Here is a 23602-nt window from a genome sequence, read left to right on the forward strand (position 1 = left end):
GTCCGAAGGACGACTGACCGGGGGCGGCTATGGCGCTGGCGGTGAACCGCTTCGTAGTGTGTTCGGGTTCGTCCGATGGCCACACGGGGAGGATGAAGACCGCTGAGTTCCGCCCGATCCGCGCTCCCTCGGGAGAAGGCGGTCGCGGTCCGCGCCGGTGACCTGCCATGAGTCTCGTCCGCCAGCTCGCCGCGCTGCCGACGGATCGCGTCGTGCAGATCCGAGGGGTGCCCGCCGGCACGATCGCGGCCACCGTCACCGGGGCACCGGTCGGCCCGGCCGCCGTCGTGCTGCGACCCGGTCCCGCCCGCACCGCCGGCGCCTTCGTCCACTCCGCCCTGGACGAACTGGAGCGGGTGGCGGTGGCGCTGCTGCCGGGTTGGCTGCCCGAGGCCGCGGACATCCCCCGCGCCGACCCGTACGGACTGGCCGCCGTCCGGGCCGCCGCGGTCGGCCGGGCGCAGGGCTCCGCGCACTTCGCACCGTTCCTGGCGCACCTCGCCGCCGTGGCGCTGTCCGGCCGGCGACCGCCGGTCGACCCGTTCTCCGTGGAAATCCGCTGCTCCGGCCTGATCCGGGTGGTGGCGGAGGGTTTCGGTCGGCCCCGGGCGATCCTGCTGATCCAGGTGCCCGCCGACCTCGACCCGGCGGGGGAACGGGCTCTCGTCGCGGGAGCGGAATGGCTGTGCCACCACGGCCGGGTCGGCGTGTGGCTGGTCGGCACACCGTTACGGCACGAGGACCGGGTGGTCACGGCCGCCCTTCCGCTCGGCCGCCCGGCCGACCATCCTGCCGGACCGGTGGCGACGACCCTCCCGCAGGGGATCGGCCGACCCCACCCCGGCAGCGCGACCGAGGCGGCGCTGGAGGCCGCCCTGGCCGGCGAGGGCTGGGCGGTGGGCCGACGCTGGAACCAGTACCACCAGTCCCATCCCCTCTCGCCTCCGGTCTGCCTCGATCTGCTCTGGCCCGACGAGCGGTGTGTCGTCGAGATCGACGGCCCGGAGCACTGCCGGCCGGCCCGGTTCGAGGCAGACCGGCAGCGCGACGTGCAGTTGCAGTTGGACGGTTACGCCGTCCTGCGCTTCACCAATGCCCGAATCAACCACGACGTCGGCGCGGTGGTGCACCAGATCGGCACCTTGATCCGGGCCCGGCGACGCGACCTTGCGGAAGGAAGACCCCATGCCCGGCGATGACCTCACCCCCTCTGAGGCCGCGATCCTGTTCGTCCTGATGGCTGAGGCCCGGGAGGTGCCCAACGCCGAGCTGCGCAAGCGCTACGGCGTCGACGTCCGGAAGTCCTACCGGGACAAGCTCAACCGCCTCGGTTTCGTGGACAGCCGTCGGGAAGGCAACACCTTCCTGCACCAGCTCGCCGACAAGGGCTGGGTCCGGGTGCAGGAGGATCTGAACTTCCAGTCGTCGCAGGGCCGGATTCTCGGCGGGGCGCTGACGGCGTTGCAGGTGAACCTGCGGGACCGGGTCATGGGACGCAGCGACTACCGCACGTTCGGCGAGATGTTCGCGCTGACCGACGTGCGGGCCGGCACGGCGCAGCCGGGGCAGCAGCGCACCCTCGATCTCCGCATCCGGCAGGCGTACGCCGCGTTGGCCGCCGAGCCGGGAGCCTGGGTCAGCCTGACCCGGCTGCGGCCCTTCTTCGGCGACGTCGACACCGCCGACCTCGACGAGGCGCTGCGGGAGCTGGAGCGCGAGCCGGACGTGGACATCGTCCCGGAGTCCAACCAGAAGGTGCTGACCCCGGCGGACGTCGCGGCGGCGCTGCGGCTGGGTGGTCAGGACAAGCACCTGCTGGCGATCGGGGTGGGATGACCGGGGCGGAACACGCGGCCCTGGCGGCGCTCCGGTTCGACTGGGCACCGGTGCCCGACGACGTCTGGCGGCCCTCGCCGTTCCACGTGGAGGGCCTACACACCGCCGTGGTCCGCGACATCCTCGACGGGGTGGCCGATGCCCGCAACAGCGCCGACGGCAGCCCGATCGGGCTGGTGCTCCAGGGGCAGCGCGGCTCGGGCAAGACCCACCTGCTGGGTTGGGTCCGGCAGCAGGTCCAGCAGGAGGGCGGCTACTTCTTCCTGGTCGGCCTGCTCGACGCGCGCGGGTTCTGGGACAGCGTGCTCGCCTGCGTGCTCGACGGGCTGGCCCGGCCGGTGCCCGGCAGCGAGAGCCAGCTCCGGTTGCTGCTGCGTCGACTCTCCTCGATGGTCGGGGCGCCCCGGTCGGCCCGCCGGGCGGTGATGGGTGACACCGAGCTGACCCGGGCTGCCCTGGACGCCTTCATCGAAGGGCTCGTCGGGTACGCGCCCGACGTGGCCCGCTGCCGGGAGACGGCGCGGGCGCTGGCGCTGAGCGCCTCGGAGGATGTGGCCCACCGGGACGTCGCGGAGAACTACTTCACCTCCGGCGAGGAGGGGGAGCCGGGGGAACGCGGTGCGTGGGGCATGCGGCGGGCCCCCCGCAGCGCGCAGCAGATCGTCCAGGAGATCTCCTGGCTGCTGGCCCTGACCGGACCGTCCGTGATCGCCGTCGACCAGATCGACACCCTCATCGCGCAGTCCGTGGCCACCGGCGACGCCCTGCACCACCGGTCGGGCGGGCAGGACGACCCGGAGCAGGCCGCGGTGCACGCCCGGATCGCCGACGGCCTGATGTCGCTGCGCCAGCTCACCCGCCGCACGCTCACCCTGGTCGCCTGCCTGCCGAACTCATGGACGATCATCCGGAGCCGGACGGTGGACACGGTGAGCGACCGGTTCCGGATGGCGCCCCGGCTCACCACCATCCACGACGCCGCCCTGGCCCAGCAGATCGTCGAGCGTCGGTTCGCCGCCCGGTTCACCGAGGTCGGCTTCACACCCCCGTATCCGTCGTGGCCGGTGCGTCCCGACGCCTTCGCGCAGGCCGAGGGGATGACCCCCCGGCAGTTGCTGATCGACATCGATCGGCACATCCGGGCCTGTCTCGCCGTCGGCGAGGTACGGGAGCTGACCCGGCTCGGTGACCAGACGGAGCCGCAACGCCGCAGCCCACGTACCGCCCTGGTGGACGATCTCGAACGCTTCGACACAAGATTCGCCCAGCTCAAGAGCGCGGCCGACGTGTCCGGCCCACTGACCCGGGACAGCGAGGACAGCACCGTCCCCGCGCTACTCGCGGCGGGTCTGACCGCCTGGGTGATGGCGCGCGGCGAACAGGGCGGATCGTTCAGCGTGGATCCACCCCCGAGCGCCCAGCCGCCGCTGCACGCCCGGCTCCGGCTCACCCTGGACGAGGCCACCGAGGACCAGGTCCACTGGTGTTTCCGGGCGATCAGCGAGGAGCATCACGCCATCGCCGCGCTCGCCCGGCTCCGCAAGGCCTGCACGGTGGCGGGGCTCGACGCGCGGGTGACCCGACGCAAGCTCTTCCTGCTCCGCAACGGCACCTGGTCGAGCGGTGCCAAGACCCGGCAGGCGGTCACGGCCTTCACCCAGGCCGGCGGGACGATCCTGCCGCTGGACCACGAGGATCTCCGCATCCTCGGGGCCCTCAAGGTCATGCTCGCGGAGTCACCCGTCGACATCCGGGGTTGGCTGACCGCCCGTCAACCGACCCGGGACCTCGCCGTGTTGCAGCAGGCCCTCGGCTCCGTCGCCGACTGGCTCCCCGCCGCTCCCGGCGACGACCCGACCGATTCAGCGGTACGACCGGACCACACCGGCCCGGTCACCTCAGGACCGGCCGAGACGGGACCGGCCGAGACGCCACCGGTGGGCGCGGGGACGCCCGGCGGGCGGACGCACCCCGGGCAGGTCGATCCACAGCCGGTCGACGGTGGGGAGTCCGGCCCGCACCTCACCGTGGGGTACGACCACCGCACCGGTGCACCCGTGCCGCTCTCTCTGGAGGCCCTCCGCAAGCACACCACCATCTTCGCCGGCTCCGGGTCCGGCAAGACCGTGCTGATCCGGCGGATCCTGGAGGAGTGTGCCCTCGCCGGGGTCTCCGCCATCGTCCTCGACCCCAACAACGACCTGGCCCGGCTCGGTGACGAGTGGCCGGAGCCACCGCCGGACTGGCGGGCCGGGGACGCGGAGAAGGCCCGGGACTACCTCGCCGGTACCGACGTGCGGGTGTGGACGCCGCGCCGGTCGTCGGGACGCCCGCTGAGCTTCCAGCCGCTACCGGATTTCCGCAGCGTGCGCGACGACCCCGACGAGTTCCACGAGGCGGTCGAGGCGGCTGTCGCGTCGCTCGCGCCCCGCGCCCAACTGACCGGCCGGACCAACAAGGTCCACCTGGGTCTCGCCGTGCTGCGCAAGGCCGTCGAGCACTACGGCCGACGGGGCGGCAGCCGGGTGCAGGGGTTGATCGACACCCTCGCCGACCTGCCGGACGGGCTGCTGGACATCGACGGGGCGGACAAGATCGGCGTGGGGATCGCGCAGTCGTTGGCGGCGGCGATGGTCAACGATCCGCTGTTCGGCGGCGAGGGCAGCCCGATGGACCCGGGGCTGCTGCTCACCCCCGAGCCGGGCAGGCGGGCCCGGATCTCCGTCATCAGCCTCGTCGGGCTGCAATCCGACGAGGCCCGGCAGGGCTTCGTCAACCAGTTGCAGATGGCGCTCTTCGCCTGGATCAAGCAGCACCCGGCGAACGACCGGCCACTGCTCGGCCTGCTGGTGATGGACGAGGCGCAGACGTTCGCCCCCTCCGGCGCGATGACCGCGTGCACCCAGAGCACGCTGGCGCTGGCGGCCCAGGCCCGCAAGTACGGCCTGGGTCTGATCTTCGCCACCCAGGCACCGAAGGGGCTGCACAATCGGATTCCGGGCAACGCGGCGACCCAGCTCTACGGCCGGCTGAACAGCCCGATCCAGATGGAGGCCGCCCGGGAGATGGCGAAGGCGAAGGGCGGCGACGTCGCCGACATCTCCCGCCTCACCACCGGTGAGTTCTACCTCGCCGCGGAGGGCGCCCCACCGGTGAAGATCCGTACCCCGCTGTCGCTCAGCCATCATCCGCGCAGCCCGCTCACCGCCGAGGAGGTGCTGGACCGGGCCCGCCGCCGGTGACGGTCACCTGGCGCAGCCCGGTACGGCGGTCACCGGCGGGCGGACGCCGGGTCCGCCGCCTCGGCGGCGGCGCAGACACCGGCGAGGAGGTCGGCGGTGGTGTGCGCGCGGACGTCGGCGTACGTGCCGTCGGCGAACCGCGCCACGACGGCCCGGACGTGCCGCTCGGCGGTGTCGGCCAGTCCGTCGTAGACGGCGGCGAACGTCTCCCGGGCCGGGCCGCGCAGCCACCCGGCGGGCAGCAGCCGCAGCGGTAGCTGCGGGTCGAGGGTGGGGAAACGCCGGAAGGTGTCCATCACCTCGGTCCGGGCCCGTACCGCCTCGGCGCCGTCGACCTGGCCGGCGATGATCCGCGGCAGGAGGGGCCGCCAGCGCCGCAGGAAACTCTCGTACTGTGCGGCGACGGCGGCGACGTCCCAGGCGTCGAGCGGGTCGCGGCCGACGACCGCGTCGAGGTCGACCCGACGGCCCCGGAACACGGTGACCGCGCCGAGGTGGAGCTGGGTGAGCTGGGCCCGTGCCTTCGGGGTCAACTCGTGCGGGGAGATCCACAGTCCGTCGTACAGCGGCGCGTATCCCAGCCAGCGGAGCCGGCCGCGCAGGGCCCGCCGTTGCGCGCTGCGCTCCTGGGGCAGGGAGAAGGCGACGAGCGTCCAGCACTCGTCCCACGGTTGGGTCGTGGTGGTGGCGGCCATGACCCAGCTGCCGCCGACGGAGAGGCTGACGGCGGCGGACCGGCTGAGCCGGTACGAGCTGCGCCGCCCCTGCCGGCTGCCCTCCAGGACCCCCCGCCGGGCCAGTCGGCTGATCACGGTCCGCGCGCCGGCGAGGCTGACGTGCGACTCGGCGAGCAGCGCGACGATGGCGGCGGACGGCAACCAGGCACGGGTACGCAGGGTGTAGTCAGCCAGCAGGGTCACCGCGACGCCCTGCGGCGAGTTGCCGGCCTGCCGCCGGGGCAGCCGTACCGGGTGGTCCCCGTCGTCGGGAAATATCTCCTCGATGTCGAACGGGTGTGGCACAGGGGACGCTCCGGGCTCGGCTCGGTGACGGTGGCACCGACTGTAGACGGCGCACCCGTGCCCGCCTACCGGGCGCGGGTCCGGGGTGGACCCCGGCGCGCATCAGTGACCGACCAGTGTATCGAGCCCATTCGATTGACACTTGTCGGACCGAGGAGAACACTAAGTGCCATGCAATGCCACCTCGGGCCGGGGCAGGGCATGCCGGATGCAAGGGGCCGGCGCGGACGACACGGGCCACCGGGCGTACCCGTGCCGCACGACCGCGCGGCCGATCTCAACCTGTGAGGGAGTCACGCCCATGAGAATCAGACGGAGCATGCTGCTCGCCCTGGCGGCGCCACTGGTGGCCACGCTGACGGCAGCAGCACTGGTGGTACCGACGCTCCCACCGGCGTACGCCGCGTCGTTGATCGAGGTGACCAACTTCGGCGACAACCCCGGCCGGATGCGGATGCACATCTACGTACCGGACACCCGCCCGACCAACCCGGCGGTCATCGTGGCCATGCACGGCTGCGGCGGCACCGGACCGGGCTTCTACTCCGGCAGCGAGTTCGCCTCGCTGGCCGACCGGTACGGATACATCGTGATCTACCCGTCCGCCACCCAGCAGGCCGGCTTCGGCAACTGCTTCGACACCTGGTCGGACGCCGCGAAGCGCCGGGGCGGCGGCAGCGACCCGGTGTCGATCGTCTCGATGATCAATTACGCCCAGCGGCAGTACGGCGGTGACCCCCGCCGGGTGTTCGCCACCGGCAGTTCCTCCGGCGGCATGATGACCAACCACATGCTGGCGCTCTACCCCGACGTGTTCGCCGCCGGGGCCGCCTTCATGGGGGTGCCCTACAACTGCTTCGCCAACGCCGCCGACTACCCGCCCGGCGCCAGCCAGTGCACCAACGGCAGCATGAACCGCACCCCGCAGCAGTGGGGCGACGCGGTCCGCCAACAGGCGTACCCCGGTTACTCCGGTCCCCGCCCGAAGGTGCAGCTGTGGCACGGCACCGCCGACACCCTGGTGCCGTACTCGCTGCTCCAGGAGACCATCGAGCAGTGGACCAACGTGTTCGGGCTCAGCCAGACGCCCACCTCCACCGACACCCCCCAGACCAACTGGAACCGCCGTCGGTACGCCGACGCCAGCGGCAACGTCCTGGTCGAGGCGTACAGCGTCCAGGGGGCGGGGCACAGCCTGCCCTCCGGCGGGATGGCCGCCGTCGCCCTCGGGTTCTTCGGCCTGACCAACCCGACCCCGACCACGCCGCCGGTCACCACCCCGCCGGTGCCGACCACGCCGCCGGTGACCACCCCGCCGCCGACCACCCCGCCCGTTCCCACCACCCCGCCGCCGACCACGCCGCCCAGCTCCGGGGCCTGCCGGGTCACCGCCAGCGTCAACGCCTGGAACAGCGGCCTGACCGAGAACCTGACCATCACCAACACCGGTTCCAGTGCCGTCAACGGCTGGTCGCTGGTCTTCACGCTGCCCGGCGGGCAGACCATCACCTCCGGGTGGAACGCCGCCTACTCGCCCTCGTCGGGGCAGGTGACGGCCCGTAACGCCAGCTACAACGCCGCCATCCCGCCCGGCGGGTCGATCGACATCGGCTTCCAGGCCAACCACGCCGGCAACACCGCCAAGCCCACCTCGTTCACGCTCAACGGCGCGGCCTGCACGGTCGCCTGACCGACCCGGCCCGACTCCGGTCCGTCCCGGCCGCCCGGTCATGGGCGGCCGGGCACGGCGTCGCCGTGCCGGACGACGCCACCGGCGCCGGCTGCCTGCTCCCCCGCCCGGTCAAGGGCGGGGGAGCACGGCCACGGTCACCCCAGGGCGGTGCCGAACCACCGGGACAGCTCGGCGCGCAACTCCTGCTGATCGTCGCCGACCCACGCCACGTGTCCGTCCGGTCGCAGCAGCAGCGCCGGCACGTCCAGCTCCTCGCTGACGTCGACGACGCGGTCGACCCGGTCCGTCCAACCCGCCACCGAGAGCCCGCCGGTCTGATCCAGCAGCAGACCCCGCCCCCGGTGCATCAGCCCGTAGAGGCGTCCCCGCTTCAGCTCCACGTCGCGCAACCGCCGGCCACGCAGGTCGTGGCCCGCACCGAGGTCGTAGCGGACCGAGACCGCGGTGATCTTCTCGATCAGGTACCGGTTCACCTCCTCGAAGTCCATCAGCTCCGCCACCAGCTTGCGCACGGCCTGCGGACCCGCCTCCAGCGACATCAGCTCCGTCTGCGCGCGGGTGTTGTCCAGCACGTCCGCCGCCACCGGCCGCCGCTCCGCCTGGTAGGTGTCCAGCAGGCCCTCCGGCGCCCACCCGGCGACCTGCGCGGCCAGCTTCCAACCCAGGTTGAACGCGTCCTGGATACCGAGGTTCAGCCCCTGCCCGCCCAACGGCGGATGTACGTGCGCCGCGTCACCGGCCAGCAGCAGCCGACCGACCCGGTACCGCTCGGCGAGGCGGGTGGCGTCGCCGAAGCGGGACAGCCAGCGTGGCGAGTGCACCCCGAAGTCCGTGCCGGCCGTCGCCCGCAACTGCTGCCGAAAATCCTCGATGGTCGGTGCGACCGCGCGGTCCTCGGCCACCCCCGCGGCGGGTACGACGACCCGGTACAACCCGTCACCGTCGCCGACCGGCCCGACCCCGAACCGCAGCTGCGTCCGGCGGACCCGGGTCATCACCTCGACCACCTCGTCCTGCGGCGCGGTCAACTCCATCACGCCCAGCAGCGTCTCGTTCCTGGTGGGCTCGCCGGGAAAGCCGACACCCAGCAGCTTGCGCACCGTGCTGCGACCGCCGTCGCAGCCGACGAGATAGCGCGTCCGCAGGTGGGTGCCGTCGGCCAGCTCGGCGGTCACCGCCTCCTCGTCCTGGCGAAGCCCGACCAGTTCACTGCCGCGCCGGATCTCGACGCCGACGTCGATGGCGTGCGCGGTCAGCAGCTGCTCGGTGACGGGCTGGGGGATGCCCAGGACGTACCCGTGCGCGGTGTCCATCCGTTCCGGCCACGCCTTGGAGATCCCGGCGAAGTAGCCGCCGATCCGGAACTGCCTGCCGTGCGCGAGGAACAGCTCCAGCAGGCCCCGTTGGTCCAGCACCTCGATGCTGCGTACGTGCATGCCGAGCGAGCGCACCACACTGGTCGGCTCGGCGTCGCGCTCCAGCACCACCACCCGTACGTCGTGCAGTCGCAGCTCGGCGGCCAGCATCAGGCCGGTCGGTCCGCCGCCCACGACGATGACGTCGATCATGGAATCCCCGTTCGATTGCTCGCGCCGACTGATGCGTCGATACCGACGCATGCTTCGCGAATCTCAGATTTCGCCAGGTTCTGACGTCGAGTGCAGATTCTGCACCCGCACCGGGGTCTTGCCACAAGCCCCGGGGTGCGATATACGTTAGAAGTGGCAGGGGGAACTATGACTCCCTGCCTTTGTTTTTGCCGCAGCCAAGAACGTCGAAGTCCCATGGGCATGGTGCGGGCGGGCGGGAGACCGGGTTGCCGCAGTGCGTCGTGACCCGGGCCGCTGACCACGCCGCCCCAGGATGTCCCCACACCGTGGGCAGCGACCCCTCCGAAAGCCACGCCGGGGGCCGTCGTCGCTGCTGGGCAAGGGTGGGGCGGGCGGGGTTCGAACCCGCGACCGAGGGATTATGAGTCCCCTGCTCTAACCCGCTGAGCTACCGCCCCCGATACCGCGCCGGATCGTAACCCGCCCGACGGACCACCTGCCAGCATCCGAACCGGTACGACGACAGGCGTCGCCGGCACGATGGGCTACGCGAGAATAACAGTCAGCAGTCACTCCGGACGCACCCGAACCGGAGTTCCGCGCGCACCCGGATCAGCCCACCGCGCGGAGTTCCGCGAGCACCGCCCCGGCCGTACGCCAACCGCTGGCCAGGGCCCCCTGGATGGACGGACTGTCCCGGTGGTCACCGGCGACGAAGAGCCCGTCGCCGAGGGCCACCGGCTTGCGCAGCCGTCCCTGTGGCGGTGGCGCGGCGGGCAGCGCGTGCGGCACCGACACCGTGGTCAGGTGGTCCCAGTCCGCGGTGGAGCGTCCGTACAACCGGTCCAGCTCGGCCCGGATCGTCGGCTCGGGCGGGGCGCCGGGGCCGACCACGGAGGTCGCCACCAGGTGCCGGCCGGGCGGGGCGTACGACGGCACGGCCCGGCTGACCACCACCGTGTTGGCGACGAGTTCCCGCCGGTCACCGTCGACGAGCAGGATCGGTTCGTCGAGCGGCGCTTCGGGCGCGCTGTGGTAGTAGGTCGTGTAGCTGTGGGTGCGTACCCGGGCCAGGGTCGGCAGCAGCGTGGTCGCCGCCGTCGGGTCGACCGCGACCACGACGGCGCGGCAGTCGATCTCGCCGGCCGGGGTGCGGACCCGGCCGGGGGCGACCGAGGTGACCGGGGTGTCGCAGGTGATCAGGTCGGCGGGCAGCGGGGCGGCCACGGCCCGCGGCAGCGCGGCCATCCCCCGGGCGGGCAGGCCGATCCGCCCCCGGGCGAAGGAGCGCAGGATCATCGCCAGCACGTGGCTGGAGGTCTCCAACTCCCGGTCGATGAGCACGCCGGACAGGAACGGCCGGATCAACTCCTCGATGATGGTGTCGGAGAGCCCGGCCCGGCGCAGGGCCGCCTCGCTGGTGGTCTCCGGCGCGGTGAGCAGCCGGTGCGCCGGCAGGGTCGCGCAGCCGGTGGCGAGGGCGGCGAAGCGCAGCCGGTCGCCCAACGAGCCGATGCCGGCGAGCGCGGTGGCCGGTGCGCCGCCGGGTTCGCGGATCGGATGGACCAGCCGGTCGAGGCGGTCGCCGCGCCGGACCAGGACCCCGGAGGTGAACCAGCCCAGGTCGAGGGTGCCCAGGTCGAGCAGGGTGCCGAGCCTCGGGTACGCGGTGTTGAGCACCTGGAATCCCCGGTCGAGCAGGTACCCGTCGACGGCGTCGGTGGCGACCCGGCCACCGAGCCGGTCGCCGGCCTCCAGCAGCCGCCAGGGCACGCCGGCCCGGTGCAACCGGCGGGCGACGGCCAGCCCGGCGAGGCCACCACCGACGATCACCACGTCCGTCTCAGCGGGCACGTTCCACCTCCGTGTCGTTGCGCGCCGGTCGGGACAACCGGCTCGGCCACCACACCCTGGGCCCGATGTCGTACGACAGGGCGGGCACCAGCAGCGAGCGGACCACGATGGTGTCCAGTAGTACGCCGACCGCGACCGCCACGCCCAACTCCACCAGCACCACCAGCGGGAGTACGGCCAGCGCGGAGAAGGTGGCGGCGAGCACGATACCGGCGGAGGTGATCACCCCGCCGGTGACGGTCAGCCCGGCCAGCACGCCGGCCCGGGTGCCCCGGCGGGCCGACTCCTCGCGTACCCGGCTCATCAGGAAGATGTTGTAGTCGATGCCCAGGGCGACCAGGAAGACGAAGGCGAACAGCGGGAAGGACGCGTCGATCCCGGGGAAGTCCAGCAGGTACCGGAAGATCAACGCGCAGAGTCCGAGGGTGGCCAGGAACGACAGCACCACCGTCGCGATCAGCAGCACCGGCGCGACCAGGGCCCGCAGCAGCAGGGCCAGGATCACCGCGATCACCACCAGGACGACCGGGATGATCACGTTGCGGTCCCGGGTGGACGCGTCGGAGGTGTCCACGTCGATCGCGGTGAACCCGCCGACCACGGCGTCGGCGGCCGGCACCCGGTGCACCGCCTCGCGCAGGGCGCGGATGGTCCGCTCGGCGGCGTCGCTGTCCGGCGGATCGGCCAGGGTCGCCTCCAGCTGCACCTGTCCGTCGACCACCAGGGGCGGGGCGTCCGGGTCCGGCGGGCCGGCCTGGTCCCGCCGGGTCACCGGCCGGACGGCGGCCACCCCGGCGACGCCCTGGGCCACCTGGGCGACCTGCGGGGCGGTCTGCTGGCGGGTGAAGATGGTCGCCGGGCTGCCGGTGCCGGCCGGGTAGTGCCGGGCGATCACCTCCTGCCCGGCAACCGAGTCGGTGCGGTCGGTGAACAGCTCGGACTGGCCGAGGGTGGTGGCGCCGAGCTGGGTGAGGCCGAGGGTGAGCAGGGCCAGCACCACGGCGGTGGTCAACCAGACCACCCGGGCCCGCCGGGCGACGAAGCGGGCGATCCGGGCCCACAGCCCATGTTCCGCCTGCGGGTCCGCAAGGTCCACTCCGGGGGTACGCGGCCAGAACGCCCGCCGGCCGCCGAGCACCAGCAGGGCGGGCAGGAAGGTCAGCATCACCAGCAGGGTGGCGGCGATGCCGACGGCGGCCACCGGGCCGAGCGCCCGGTTGGAGTTCAGGCTGGACAACAGCAGGCAGAGCAGACTGACGATGACTGTCGCGCCGGAGGCGGCGATGGCCGGGGCGGCACCCCGCCAGGCGGCGCGCATGGCATCCCAGGGGCGCTCGTGCCGGTGCAGCTCCTCCCGGTACCGGGCGATCAGCAGCAACGCGTAGTCGGTCCCGGCGCCGAAGACGAGCACGGTGAGAATGCCCTGCGCCTGCCCGTTCAGCTTGATCACGTCGCTCTTCGCCAGGTGGTAGACGAAGACCGACGCCAGCGCGTACGACATCCCGGCCGCCAGCAGCGGAAAGATCCAGAGCACCGGGCTGCGGTAGACGATCAGCAGGATGACCAGCACCACCACCAGGGTCACCAGCAGCAGGGGTCCGTCGATCGCGGAGAACACCTCGATCAGGTCGGCGAGCAGACCGGCCGGGCCGGCGACGTCCACGGTGAGCCCGTCCCGCTCGCCTCCGGCGATGGCCCGCAGCTCGTCGACCACCTGGCCGATCCGCTCCCCCTCGGAGTCGTCGATCGGCACCACCACCTGCAGGGCCTGGCCGTCCTGGCTGGCGATCGGCGGGGGCAGCGGCCCCAGCACGCCTTCGACCTGGGCGAACCGGGCGCTGTCGGCAACGGCCCGCTGCGTGTCGGCGGCGGTGATCCCGCTGGTGCGCGCGTACACCACCAGGGCCGGGGTGGTCGGCTCGGCGACGAAGCCGGCGGCCAGGTCCTGGGCCCGGGTCGCCTCGGCGTCGGCGGGCAGGAAGGAGGCGTTGTCGTTGGTGGCGACGTCGCCCAGCTTTCCCGCGTACGGCCCGGCGATCCCGCCGACGACGAGCCAGGCCAGGACGACCGCCACCGCGAGCAGCGTGGCCGTGCCCCGGCCCCGTCCACCGGCCATCTTCCGGTCCACCCCTCGAATCGACGCCAATCGACACCGCAGGAGTCCAGGTCGACAGCTGTCATCCTGCCGCCCGGGTACGCCCTCCGGAGCCGAAACCGCCCATCCGCACCGGGCACCTCACCGTCGGACATTCCTGGCCTGGCATGCGGAAACGCCCGCCGGCAGGGCCGACGGGCGTGAGCTGGAGACTGGGCTCCCCCGTTTGGACTCGAACCAAAAACCTGCCGGTTAACAGCCGGCTGCTCTGCCAATTGAGCTACGGGGGACTGCTTCGTCGCGGTGAACCGGATCTCTCCGGCGCTCGGCGACGGCACAAGAGTACAGGACTTCGGGGGGGTTCGGTCCAGGGGGTTACCGCAATCGACCACTGCGCCACGGGGTGGGACGATCGACACCAACAATGCAGACAAATCGTCATCCCCGCACAACCAGGTATGACTGCGGAGCAGGATGGGTAGTTAGCTGTCGACCGAAAAATGTGGGGCGCGACGATGGTCGGTCCCGACCGGGCACACCGGGCGGGAGCGACGGGAGCGTCAGGTACGGAAGGAGCCGCCATGCGCGGAAAGATCATGTTTCTTGGCGGGCTGGCTGCGGGCTTCGTCCTGGGCGCCCGTGCCGGCCGGGAGAAGTACGAGGAGTTGGTCGTGCGGGGCCGTAAGGTGCTCGACCACCCGACCGTCCAGGAGGCGGCCGGGGTCGCGCAGGCCCAGGCCAACCGCCTGTACAGCGAGGGCAAGGACAAGCTCGGCCAGTCCAAGCTCGGCGAGAAGCTCAACACCGGCAACGGCGGCAAGCCGGAGCTGACCCCGGCGGATGAGGCCTTCGCGGGCACCCCCGCCACTGTCGGCGCCAAGTCGGGCGTCAGCCCGACCAGTTCGTCGGTGACCACCCCGAAGCCCAAGGCGCCGGGCACCGGCGCCAACGGCAGCACCCTCTGATCGTCCGTACGTCGTCGGGCCGGTCGCCAGGTGGCGACCGGCCCGAAGTACGTCTCAGTCCTTGCCGCTGCTGAACGCCGCGTCGAACGCCGCAGTCGGGGCGTCGAAGGCGAGCCGACGGACGAACTCCAGCGCCTCCGGCGCGCCGACCAGCCGGTCCATCCCGGCGTCCTCCCACTCGACGGAGATCGGCCCGGTGTAGCCGATGGCGTTCAACGCCCGGAAGCAGTCCTCCCAGGGGACGTCACCGTGGCCGGTGGAGACGAAGTCCCAGCCGCGCCGCAGGTCGGCCCAGGGCAGGTGGGAGGCGAGCCGGCCGCGCCGACCGTCCCCGGTGCGCACCTTCGCGTCCTTGCAGTCGACGTGGTAGATCCGGTCGGCGAAGTCGAAGATGAAGTTCACCGGGTCCAGCTCCTGCCACACGAAGTGCGACGGGTCCCAGTTGAGCCCGAACGCGGGCCGGTGGCCGATCGCCTCCAGGGTCCGCTTGGTGGTCCAGTAGTCGTACGCGATCTCACTCGGGTGCACCTCGTGGGCGAACCGCACCCCCACCTCGTCGAAGACGTCGAGGATCGGGTTCCAGCGGTCGGCGAAGTCCTGGTAGCCGCGTTCGATCATGGCCGGCGGCACCGGCGGGAACATCGCCAGGGTGTGCCAGATGGACGACCCGGTGAAGCCGACCACCGTGTCCACCCCGAGCTTCGCCGCCGCCCGGGCGGTGTCCTTGATCTCCTCGGCGGCCCGCTGGCGTACCCCCTCGGCTTCGCCGTCGCCCCAGATCCGGGCGGGCAGGATGTCCTGGTGCCGCTCGTCGATCGGGTGGTCGCAGACGGCCTGGCCCACCAGGTGGTTGGAGATCGTGAAGACCTTCAGGTTGTACTTGGCCAGCGTCTCCCGCTTGCGCTCGACGTACGAGTCGTCGGCGAGCGCCTTGTCGACCTCGAAGTGGTCGCCCCAGCAGGCGATCTCCAGGCCGTCGTAGCCCCATTCGGAGGCGAGCCGACAGACCTCCTCGAACGGCAGATCGGCCCACTGGCCGGTGAAGAGCGTGATCGGTCGCGCCATCGTCTGTCTCTCCCCTGTTGTGGTGGGGATTCCTGGGCGGGACCGGGGCGAGGGGGCCGGGCCGGTACGTCGGCGGCCGTGTCGGATCACCGGTGGGTGCATGCGCACCTGGGCCCAACGGGTTGCGCCTCCCGTCGGGTCACCGGCCACCCGCAGGTCGCCGCCCCCCACTCTAAACCCACCCCACCCCCCACGAAACCCCGCTCCCACACCCCCACCCCACACCCCCACCCCCACCCTGCACCCCACCCTGCGCGCCCCCGCCTACTGCGCCCCAACGATCAAGAGGTTTGCGTCACGACGGGCAGCCCGCGTGACGCAAACCTCTTGATCACCGATGCGAACCCCACGGGCGTGGCCCGGGGTGGGTGGGTTACTGGGGGAGGGTCCACTTCTGGTTGGCGGCGGAGGAGTTGCAGGTCCACAGCAGGACCACGGTGCTGTCGGCGGAGCTGTTGCCGGAGACGTCGAGGCACTTGCCGGAGGCGGGGTTGCGCAGGGTGCCGTCGGACTGGGCCGACCAGTTCTGCGGGGTGCCGCCGGTGCAGGTCCAGAGCTGGATCTTCGTACCGTTGGCGGTGCCGCCACCGGAGACGTCCAGGCACTTGCCGAGCGCCTTGATGGTGCTGTTCGGGGTGACCGTCCAGGTCTGGCGGGCACTGCCGTTACAGGTGAAGATCTGGACCTGGGTGCCGTCGGCGGTGGCGCCGTTGCGGACGTCCAGGCACTTGCCGGCCAGGCCCTTGATCGGGCCGGTGCCGTTGGTCGGCGTGGTGCCGCCCAGCTCCTTGATCCGGATGTTGCGGAACGAGGCGTCGTCACCGGTGCCGTGGTTCTGGATGCCGATGTGGCCGGCGAGCGAGCGGACCGGGTCGGTGTTGGTGAAGTCGTTGATCTTCGCCCCGTTGAGGAAGACCTGGAGGCGTTCCCCCTCGACCAGCAGCTCGTAGGTGTTCCACTCCCCCGGCGGGTTCAGCGCCGCGTCCCGGGCGGCCTGGTCGGCGGCCTTGAACGAGTAGATCGAGCCGGTGGTCCGGTCGACGGCGTCGGTGGCGTCGATCTGCACCTCGTAGCCGTTGTTCATCGCCGAGTTCGGGTCGCTCGACGGCGGGAAGCCGACGAGGACCCCGGAGTTGTCGTCCCCGTCCACCTTCCAGTCCAGCTTCAGCGAGTAGTTGGTGAACTGCTTCGCGCTGTACCAGAGCATGCCCAGCCCGCCGACCGAGCTGAGGGTGGCGTTGGAGTTGGTGAAGCTGCCCGGCCCGGCCTGCGACCAGCCGTTGGTGGACCCGTTGTACAGGGCGGTGTAGCCGGTCTCCGGCCGGCAGTCGGCCTTCGTCCGGCCGGCCGCGTACCGGATGCCGCCGAGCAGGTGGGAGCGGAAGGCCGGCTCGGAGTACGCCGACTGGTTGTGCCCGGCGCCGGTGTAGAAGGACCGGCCGCCGCTGTAGGTCTTGCACCAGACGTGCGGGTGGTCGGCCCCCATCCCGCCCCCCGAGTACGACGACTCGTCGAGGTTGGCCAGCACGTGCGCGGTGGAGCGGGCGTTGGTGCGGAAGTTGTACCACTCGTCGGTGCGCTGCCAGGTCGGGCCGAGGTGGGCGGTGGCCGCGTGCGCGCGGTCCTCCACCCGTACGGTGGCCTGCTGGATCGCCGGGTGGGAGGCGAACCACGCCCCGACCAGGTTGCCGTAGAACGGCCAGTCGTACTCGGTGTCGGCGGCGGAGTGCACGCCGACGTACCCGCCACCGGCGCCGATGTACGACTCGAAGGCGGTCTGCTGGCTGGCGTTGAGCACGTCACCGGTGGTGTTGAGGAAGATCACCGCCTCGAACCGGGCGAGGTTGGCGGTGGTGAACTGGTTGCCGTCCTCGGTGGCGGTGACGGTGAAGTTGTTCGCCGCGCCCAGGTCCCGGATGGCCTGGGTGCCGACCGCGATGGAGTCGTGCCGGAACCCGGCGGTCTTGGAGAAGACGAGCACGTCGTAGGCGACGTCGGCGGCCGACGCGGAGGTGGCCGGGGTGGTGCACGCGATGGCGGCGAGGACGGCAGCGGCCGCGCCGAGGATGGGTCGGAAGAGTCTCATGTAGTGCTCCAGTACGCCGGGGGCGCGGGGCCGGGCGAGCCCGGTCCCGCGCCCGTCAGGTCAGGGCAGGGTCCACTTCTGGTTGGCGGCGGAGGAGTTGCAGGTCCACAGCAGGACCACCGTGCCGTCGGCGGAGCTGTTGCCGGAGACGTCCAGGCACTTGCCCGAGGCCGGGTTGCGCAGGGTGCCGTCGGCCTGCGCCGACCAGACCTGCGGGGTGCCACCGGTGCAGGTCCAGAGCTGGATCTTCGTACCGTTGGCGGTGCCGCCACCGGAGACGTCCAGGCACTTGCCCAACGCCTTGATCGGGCCGTTCGGGGTCACCGTCCAGGTCTGTGCGGTCCCACCGTTGCAGGTGAGGATCTGGACCTGGGTGCCGTCGGCGGTGGCGCCGTTGCGCACGTCCAGACACTTGCCGCCCAGGCCCTTGATCGGCCCGGTACCGTTGCCCGGCGTGACGGTGCCGGTGTTCAGGGTGAACGCGTCCAGGTCGTAGAGCAACCCGGTGCCACCGGCGAAGGTCACGTAGAGCGTGGTGGTGCCGGTGGGTGCGCCGGACACCGTGCCGGTGACCGTGGTGAAGACGTCCCAGCCGCCGGTGACCGGCACGGTGGCCTGCCCGAGCACGGTGCCGGTGGGCGAGCCGGCGCGGATCTGGATGGTGCCGCCGGCACCGGCCGACGAGACCCGGGCGGTGAACGAGGTCACGTTGCCCACCCGGTACGGCGTGAACCCGATCCAGTCCCCGTTCTCGATGTTCCCGACGGTCTTCCCACCCTCGGCGGGGGCCTTGTCGAAGGTGGCGATGCCGGACGAGGTCTTGTAGTGCTCGGCCTGCCGGTGCCGGGGCTGGAGGGTGTACTGGGTGTGCGTGGTGAGCCCACCGGCGTCGGTGTACTCGGCGTCGAAGATGGCGAAGATGTTCGCCGCGTCGTCGTGCTCGCCGTCGACCGGAATGGTGATCGTGCCGGAGCAGCCGTTGACCGAGGTGATCTGGTGGCCGTGCTGGTCGTGGCCGAGCACGTAGGTCATCTTGACCTTGGCGCAGTCGACCGTGCCGTCCTCGGGGTCGGTGACGGTGATGCTGAACGGCACGCTGTCACCGAAGGAGAACAGCGAGCCGTCGACCGGGCTGTTGATCGTGACCGTCGGGGCGGTGTTGCCGACGTTGACCGTCACGCTGTTGGTGCCGGTCGCCCCCTGCGCGTCCCGCACGGTGAGCGTCGCGGTGTACGACCCGTCCGCGGTGTACGTCTTCGTCGGGTTGGCCGCCGTGGAGGTGGTGCCGTCGCCGAACGCCCACGAGTAGGTCAGCGCCCCGCCCTCGGGGTCGGCGGAGCCGGCCGAGGAGAAGTTCACGGTCAGCGGCGCGGGACCGGAGGTCCGGTCGGCGCTCGCCCGGGCGGCCGGCGCCCGGTTGCCGACGCCGACGTAGTCGAAGCGGTACAGGGCGGAGTTGGCGTCACCGTTGTAGTAGCCGGTGCCGTAGTCCAGCAGGTAGTACGCCCCGTCGGGGCCGAACGCGGAGTCCATCACCTGCTTGCCCACCCAGGGGAAGCTGTCGATGGTGCCGGGCGACCCGTCGGAGTTGAGGTGGATCGGCTTGACCCAGCCCCGGCCGAACTCGGTGGCGAAGAACTGCCCGTCGAAGGTCTGCGGGAACTTCGTCGCCGAGGGGTTGTTCGGGTCGTACCGGTAGACCGGGCCGGCCGCCGGGGACTCGGAGCCGCCGCCGAACGCCGCCGGGCTGCCGGCGTCGCCGCCGTACCGGATCCAGGAGGGCTTGGCCGGCGGGAGGGTGCTCAGGCCGGTGTTGCGGAACGAGTTGTTGGTCGGCCCGCCGGTGCAGTTGTACTTGGGGCCGGTGGAGTTGTTGGCGAAGTTCCACTCGTTGTACGTCTCGGTCGTGGTGTTGGTGCCGGTGCAGTACGGCCAGCCGTAGTTGCCCGGGCCGGTGACCCGGTTGAACTCGACCTGGCCGGCGGGGCCCCGGTTGGCGTTGGTGCTGCCGGCGTCCGGCCCGTAGTCGCCGACGTAGACGATGCCGGTGGGCTTGTCGACGCTGATCCGGAACGGGTTGCGGAAGCCCATCGCGTAGATCTCGGGACGGGTCTTCGCGGTGCCCGGGGGGAACAGGTTCCCGCTCGGGATGGAGTACGACCCGTCGGCGTTCACCTTGATCCGCAGGAGCTTGCCCCGCAGGTCGTTGGTGTTGCCGGCACCGCGCTGGGAGTCGTACGCCGGGTTGCGGTTGGTCCGCTCGTCCAGCGGCGAGTAGCCGGCGGAGTCGAACGGGTTGCTGTCGTCGCCGGTGGACAGGTAGAGGTTCCCGGCGGCGTCGAAGTCCATGTCGCTGCCGACGTGGCAGCAGATGCCCCGGTCGGTCGCGACGTCCAGCACGTCGACCTTGCTGGCCTGGTTGAGGGTGAAGTCGCTGTTCAGGGTGAAGCGGGACAGCCGGTTCACGCCCTGCCAGGCCGACCAGTTGCTGCCGGTGGCGGGCGCGTCACCGCCGGGGGTGGACAGCGGCGGCGCGTAGTAGAGGTAGATGAACCGGTTGGTGGCGAAGCCCGGGTCGACCCCGAGGCTCTGCAACCCCTCCTCGTCGTGGGTGTAGACGGGGATGGTGCCGACCACCCGGGTGACGCCGGCGGAGTCGGTGCGACGCACGGTGCCGTTGCGGGCGGTGTGCAGCACGGAGCGGTCCGGCAGCACGGCGAGCGACATCGGCTCGCCCATCTCGTTGACGCCCCGGGCCAGTTCGACCTGCTGGAAGTCGCTGGCGTTGATGGTGTGGGCGGCGGCCGGGGCGGTCGGGCCGGTGGTGGCGGCGACCGTGCCGGCCGTGACCGCCAGCAGTAGCACTGCGGCGGAGGGTAGCCACCGTCGGGAACGGCGACCGGTTGGGTCCTTTATGGACATTGGAGGGCTGTCCCTTCCTGACGGATCACGGCCAGGGCGGGACGCGTGCCGCCGCGCCGGATGCCGGGTGGTGGAGTGGTGTGGTGGTGGGGTGTGGCAGGGCAGGCCGGACGGCCGGGAGTGCCCGGTCGGCCGTCCGAACCCTCGACCGGAGCGCGAACCGCCCAGCGGAGGGTTGCTCGCCAAGGGGTTACCGCGCCGCCGGTTCACCTTGACGAAACATGCCCGTGATGCCACAAACATTAATGGTGACCTATGTCAATGTCCATACCTTGCACCCACCCTTGTGGGTTTCATCAGATGAAGCCTGCGCACCAGCCGTCACCCCGGTTCCACGCCGCGCGGCAGCGGACCGGTCGGCCTGATCGACGACCTGCGGGTCACCGCACGGTGCCGAGCAGTAACGCCCAGGGTTCACCCCGGGCGCAGGGACGTGCCGCCGCCTGGCGACGCGCGCCCGCCACGTGGGGACGCCCGCCCGTGCGGGAATCCACATTCATCTGATGAAAGTCAGCCGCCCGCACCGGACGGACAGGCGCTCCTGCCGGTCGGCGCACCGGCGAACCTCCGCGCACCGCACCGAGGAAGCCAGCAGCACGGTCAACGCGAACAGGTGCCCGGTCGTCCGCGCCCCGGCCCGACGAGGGGCGCGGGCCGACGCGGGTCAGTGCCGCCGGTGCACGGCCTGGTCGGCCAGACCGGCCAGGGCGGTACGGGCCGGCTCCGCCAGCGGCACCTGGGCGAGCGCCACCCGGGCCGCGTCGGCCCGGACCCGGATCAGCCGCTCGATCTTCTCCCGCGCCCCGGTCGCCTCGATGATCGCCCGCAGGTCGGCGGCGCCCGCCGCGTCCAGCTCGGGATTGCCGAACAGCTCCCGCAGCCGGGTGGCCTGCGCCCGGTCGGCGGCGTCGCGGGCCAACGCCATCATCACCGTCGGCTTGCCCTCCCGCAGGTCGTCCAGGATCGACTTCCCGGTCACCGCCGGGTCACCGAAGACGCCCAGCACGTCGTCGCGGAGCTGGAACGCATCCCCCAGCGGGTCACCGAAGTCGACGAGCGCCGCGATCAGCTCCGCCGGGGCGCCGGCCAGCGCCGCGCCGATCTGCAACGGCCGGGTCACCGTGTACCGGGCCGCCTTCATCCGGATCACGGTGAGCGCGCTGGCCACCGAGCCGTCCCCGACCCCGGAGACCAGATCCAGGTACTCCCCCGCGATCACCTCGGTGCGCATCCGGGCAAAGACCCGGTAGCCCTGCCAGATCTGCGCGGAGGTCATCCCGCACTCGTGGAACATCTGATCCGACCAGGCCGCACAGAGATCACCGCAGAGCAGCGCGGTGTTCCGGCCATAGGTCTCCGGGTCGCCCCGCCACGCCGACCGGGTGTGCAGCTCGGCGAAGACCCGGTGCACCGACGGGGCCCCCCGCCGGTGGTCGCTGCCGTCCAGGATGTCGTCGTGGATCAGCGCGAACGCGTGGAACAGCTCCAACGCCGCCGCAGCCACCACGATCGGGCGGTCGTCCGCGCCCCCGGCACCCCGCCAACCCCAGTAGCAGAACAGCGGGCGCAGCCGCTTCCCGCCGGCCAGCACGAACCGGTGCAGCGCGGTGAAGATGCCCCGCGGCGCGCCGTCCGGCCAGTCCGGGCCCTGCCGGTCGAGAAACGCCCCCAACTCGGCGTCGAAGCGGGTCCGCAGGTCACTGGCATCGGTCGGGGCGGCGGTGACCGTCACCGCCGCTCCCCCGTACCCGGCGGACCGCTCGGGGCCGAGGACGGTCCACCGGCAGCCGACCCGGTCGGCGTCCCACCCGCCGCAGCCGTCGGCACGGCACCCGCAGCCGGCTCCGCCCCGGTCGGCGCGGTGGCCGGCACCAGGCCGGCCAGGTCCAGCAGCAACGCCTTGACCTCGGTGGCGGCGAAGGAGTCCCGGGCCGCGGACGGGTCGGAGCAGAGCAGCACCGGGCCGTCCGCCGGGTCGGCCGGCAACCGGCCGTGCGAACCGCGTACCGCCCGCGCCCCCGCGTCCAGGCCGACCACGCTCATCAGGTAGCGCATGCCCAGCTTCTTGCGGGCCAGGGCCACCCCCGCCCGACGCTTCGCCGCCCCCGGCCCGGCCGGGTCGAAGAACAGCTCCGCCGGGTCGTACCCGGGCTTGCGGTGGATCTCGACGTTGCGGGCGAAGTCCGGGGCGCGGTCGTCGTCCAGCCAGTAGTAGTAGGTGAACCAGGAGTCCGGCTCGGCCACCAGCACCAGTTCCCCGGCCCGCTCGTGGTCCAGCCCGGCCGCCGCCTTGCCCTCGGCGTCGAGCACCTCGGCCACCCCGGGCAGCCCGGCGCAGAGCTTCGCCACCGCCGCCACGTCCGCCGGGTCCTTCACGTAGACGTGGGCGATCTGGTGGTCGGCCACGGCGAACGCCCGGGACGTCCACGGGTCCAGGTACTCCATGCCGTCCTGGGTGTAGACCCGCAGCAGCCCCTCGGCGCGCAGCAGCCGGTTGACGTCCACCGGCCGGGAGACGTCGGTGATGCCGTACTCGGAGAGCGCCACCACTGTCGCGTCGGCGGCCCGTGCGGCGTCCAGCAGCGGCGCGAGCACCGCGTCCAGCTCGGCCGCCGCGGCGGCGGCCCGGGGCGAGGACGGGCCGAAGCGTTGCAGGTCGTAGTCGAGGTGCGGGACGTAGACCAGGGTCAGGTCGGGGGCCTGGTCGGCGAGGATCCGCTCGGCCGCCTGACAGATCCACCGGGACGAGGGCAGCCCGGCGCCCGGCCCCCAGTAGGTGAACAGCGGGAAGGTGCCGAGGGCGTCGGTGAGCGTGTCGTGCAGCTCCGGCGGATCGGTCCAGCAGTCCGGTTCCTTACGCCCGTCGGCGTAGTAGATCGGGCGGGGCGTGACGGTCCAGTTGACGTCCGCGCCCATCGCGTACCACCAGCAGACGTTGGCCACCGTGTAGCCGGGCTCGACCCGGCGGGCCGCCTGCCACACCTTCTCCCCGCCGACCAGCGCGTGGTGCTGCCGCCACAGCAGCACCTCACCGAGGTCGCGGAAATACCAGCCGTTGCCGACGATGCCGTGCCCGGCCGGCGGTTCACCGGTCAGCAGGGTGGCCTGCGCCGAGCAGGTCACCGCCGGCAGCACGGTGCCCAACTCGGCGGAGAACCCCTGCTCGGCGACGGCACGCAACCGGGGCATGTGGGCCAGCAGCCGGGGGGTCAGGCCGACCACGTCCAGCACCACCAGGCGGCGGCTCATGCCGACACCCCGCTGCGTCCGGC

At 72.1% G+C, this 23602-nt stretch carries 14 protein-coding genes and 2 tRNA genes; 5 read left to right on the plus strand and 11 right to left on the minus strand.

Annotated features, from left to right (window positions below; all coding sequences use genetic code 11):
• The first annotated feature begins 167 nt into the window (after positions 1-167).
• From GA0070216_RS03150 to GA0070216_RS03160, 3 genes are read left to right on the plus strand one after another with little or no spacing between them, the layout of a single operon-like run.
• The gene (locus GA0070216_RS03150) at positions 168-1199 is read left to right on the plus strand and encodes an endonuclease domain-containing protein (protein WP_091238375.1); all 1032 of its coding nucleotides are present in this window, start codon (positions 168-170) and stop codon (positions 1197-1199) included.
• Positions 1186-1836 carry a hypothetical protein gene (locus tag GA0070216_RS03155; RefSeq protein WP_091238378.1) on the plus strand — a complete coding sequence of 217 codons (651 nt, stop codon included), beginning with the start codon at positions 1186-1188 and terminating at the stop codon, positions 1834-1836. Before GA0070216_RS03150 ends, GA0070216_RS03155 begins: the two co-directional genes overlap by 14 nt.
• The gene (locus GA0070216_RS03160) at positions 1833-5078 is read left to right on the plus strand and encodes an ATP-binding protein (protein ID WP_091238381.1); all 3246 of its coding nucleotides are present in this window, start codon (positions 1833-1835) and stop codon (positions 5076-5078) included. Before GA0070216_RS03155 ends, GA0070216_RS03160 begins: the two co-directional genes overlap by 4 nt.
• Positions 5079-5107: 29 nt before the next feature.
• Here the strand turns inward: GA0070216_RS03160 and GA0070216_RS03165 are convergent, their stop codons facing one another.
• On the minus strand, positions 5108-6100 hold the full coding sequence (locus GA0070216_RS03165; protein WP_091238384.1) for a PaaX family transcriptional regulator: 993 nt from the start codon (positions 6098-6100) through the stop codon (positions 5108-5110).
• Positions 6101-6401: 301 nt separating this feature from the next.
• Here GA0070216_RS03165 and GA0070216_RS03170 point away from each other — a divergent pair, with 301 nt between their 5' ends.
• Entirely contained in the window at positions 6402-7790 is a 1389-nt protein-coding gene (locus tag GA0070216_RS03170) for an extracellular catalytic domain type 1 short-chain-length polyhydroxyalkanoate depolymerase (protein ID WP_091238388.1), read from the plus strand.
• Positions 7791-7927: 137 nt separating this feature from the next.
• Here the strand turns inward: GA0070216_RS03170 and rox are convergent, their stop codons facing one another.
• From rox to GA0070216_RS03195, 5 genes are all read right to left on the minus strand, one after another.
• Positions 7928-9361 (minus strand): rifampin monooxygenase, encoded by a 1434-nt coding sequence (rox, locus tag GA0070216_RS03175; RefSeq protein ID WP_091238392.1) that lies wholly within the window; start codon positions 9359-9361, stop codon positions 7928-7930.
• Between the two features lie 366 nt (positions 9362-9727).
• Positions 9728-9801: transfer RNA gene (locus GA0070216_RS03180), tRNA-Ile, on the minus strand.
• Between the two features lie 154 nt (positions 9802-9955).
• Positions 9956-11197: an NAD(P)/FAD-dependent oxidoreductase gene (locus tag GA0070216_RS03185; RefSeq protein ID WP_091238396.1), complete on the minus strand. Its 1242-nt coding sequence runs from the start codon at positions 11195-11197 to the stop codon at positions 9956-9958.
• Entirely contained in the window at positions 11187-13313 is a 2127-nt protein-coding gene (locus tag GA0070216_RS03190; protein WP_091238971.1) for an MMPL family transporter, read from the minus strand. The genes GA0070216_RS03185 and GA0070216_RS03190 overlap by 11 nt, the downstream gene beginning before the upstream one ends.
• A gap of 196 nt (positions 13314-13509) precedes the next feature.
• Positions 13510-13582: transfer RNA gene (locus GA0070216_RS03195), tRNA-Asn, on the minus strand.
• A gap of 291 nt (positions 13583-13873) precedes the next feature.
• Here GA0070216_RS03195 and GA0070216_RS03200 point away from each other — a divergent pair.
• Positions 13874-14257, plus strand: a complete 384-nt coding sequence (locus tag GA0070216_RS03200; protein ID WP_091238400.1) for a hypothetical protein — start codon at positions 13874-13876, stop codon at positions 14255-14257.
• 54 nt (positions 14258-14311) lie between these two features.
• On the opposite strand, the gene GA0070216_RS03205 is transcribed toward GA0070216_RS03200, so the two are convergent.
• From GA0070216_RS03205 to GA0070216_RS03225, 5 genes are all read right to left on the minus strand, one after another.
• Entirely contained in the window at positions 14312-15322 is a 1011-nt protein-coding gene (locus GA0070216_RS03205) for a sugar phosphate isomerase/epimerase family protein (protein ID WP_091238403.1), read from the minus strand.
• A 373-nt stretch (positions 15323-15695) separates the two neighbouring features.
• Entirely contained in the window at positions 15696-17408 is a 1713-nt protein-coding gene (locus tag GA0070216_RS03210) for a ThuA domain-containing protein (protein ID WP_091238406.1), read from the minus strand.
• Positions 17409-17468: 60 nt separating this feature from the next.
• Positions 17469-20330: a ricin-type beta-trefoil lectin domain protein gene (locus tag GA0070216_RS03215; protein WP_091238409.1), complete on the minus strand. Its 2862-nt coding sequence runs from the start codon at positions 20328-20330 to the stop codon at positions 17469-17471.
• Positions 20331-20994: 664 nt separating this feature from the next.
• Positions 20995-22062, minus strand: a complete 1068-nt coding sequence (locus tag GA0070216_RS03220; protein WP_091238412.1) for a polyprenyl synthetase family protein — start codon at positions 22060-22062, stop codon at positions 20995-20997.
• Entirely contained in the window at positions 22059-23579 is a 1521-nt protein-coding gene (locus tag GA0070216_RS03225) for an alkaline phosphatase family protein (protein WP_091238415.1), read from the minus strand. Before GA0070216_RS03225 ends, GA0070216_RS03220 begins: the two co-directional genes overlap by 4 nt.
• Positions 23580-23602 lie beyond the last annotated feature (23 nt).

The sequence above is a fragment of the Micromonospora matsumotoense genome (assembly GCF_900091525.1).
Lineage (GTDB): Bacteria > Actinomycetota > Actinomycetes > Mycobacteriales > Micromonosporaceae > Micromonospora > Micromonospora matsumotoensis.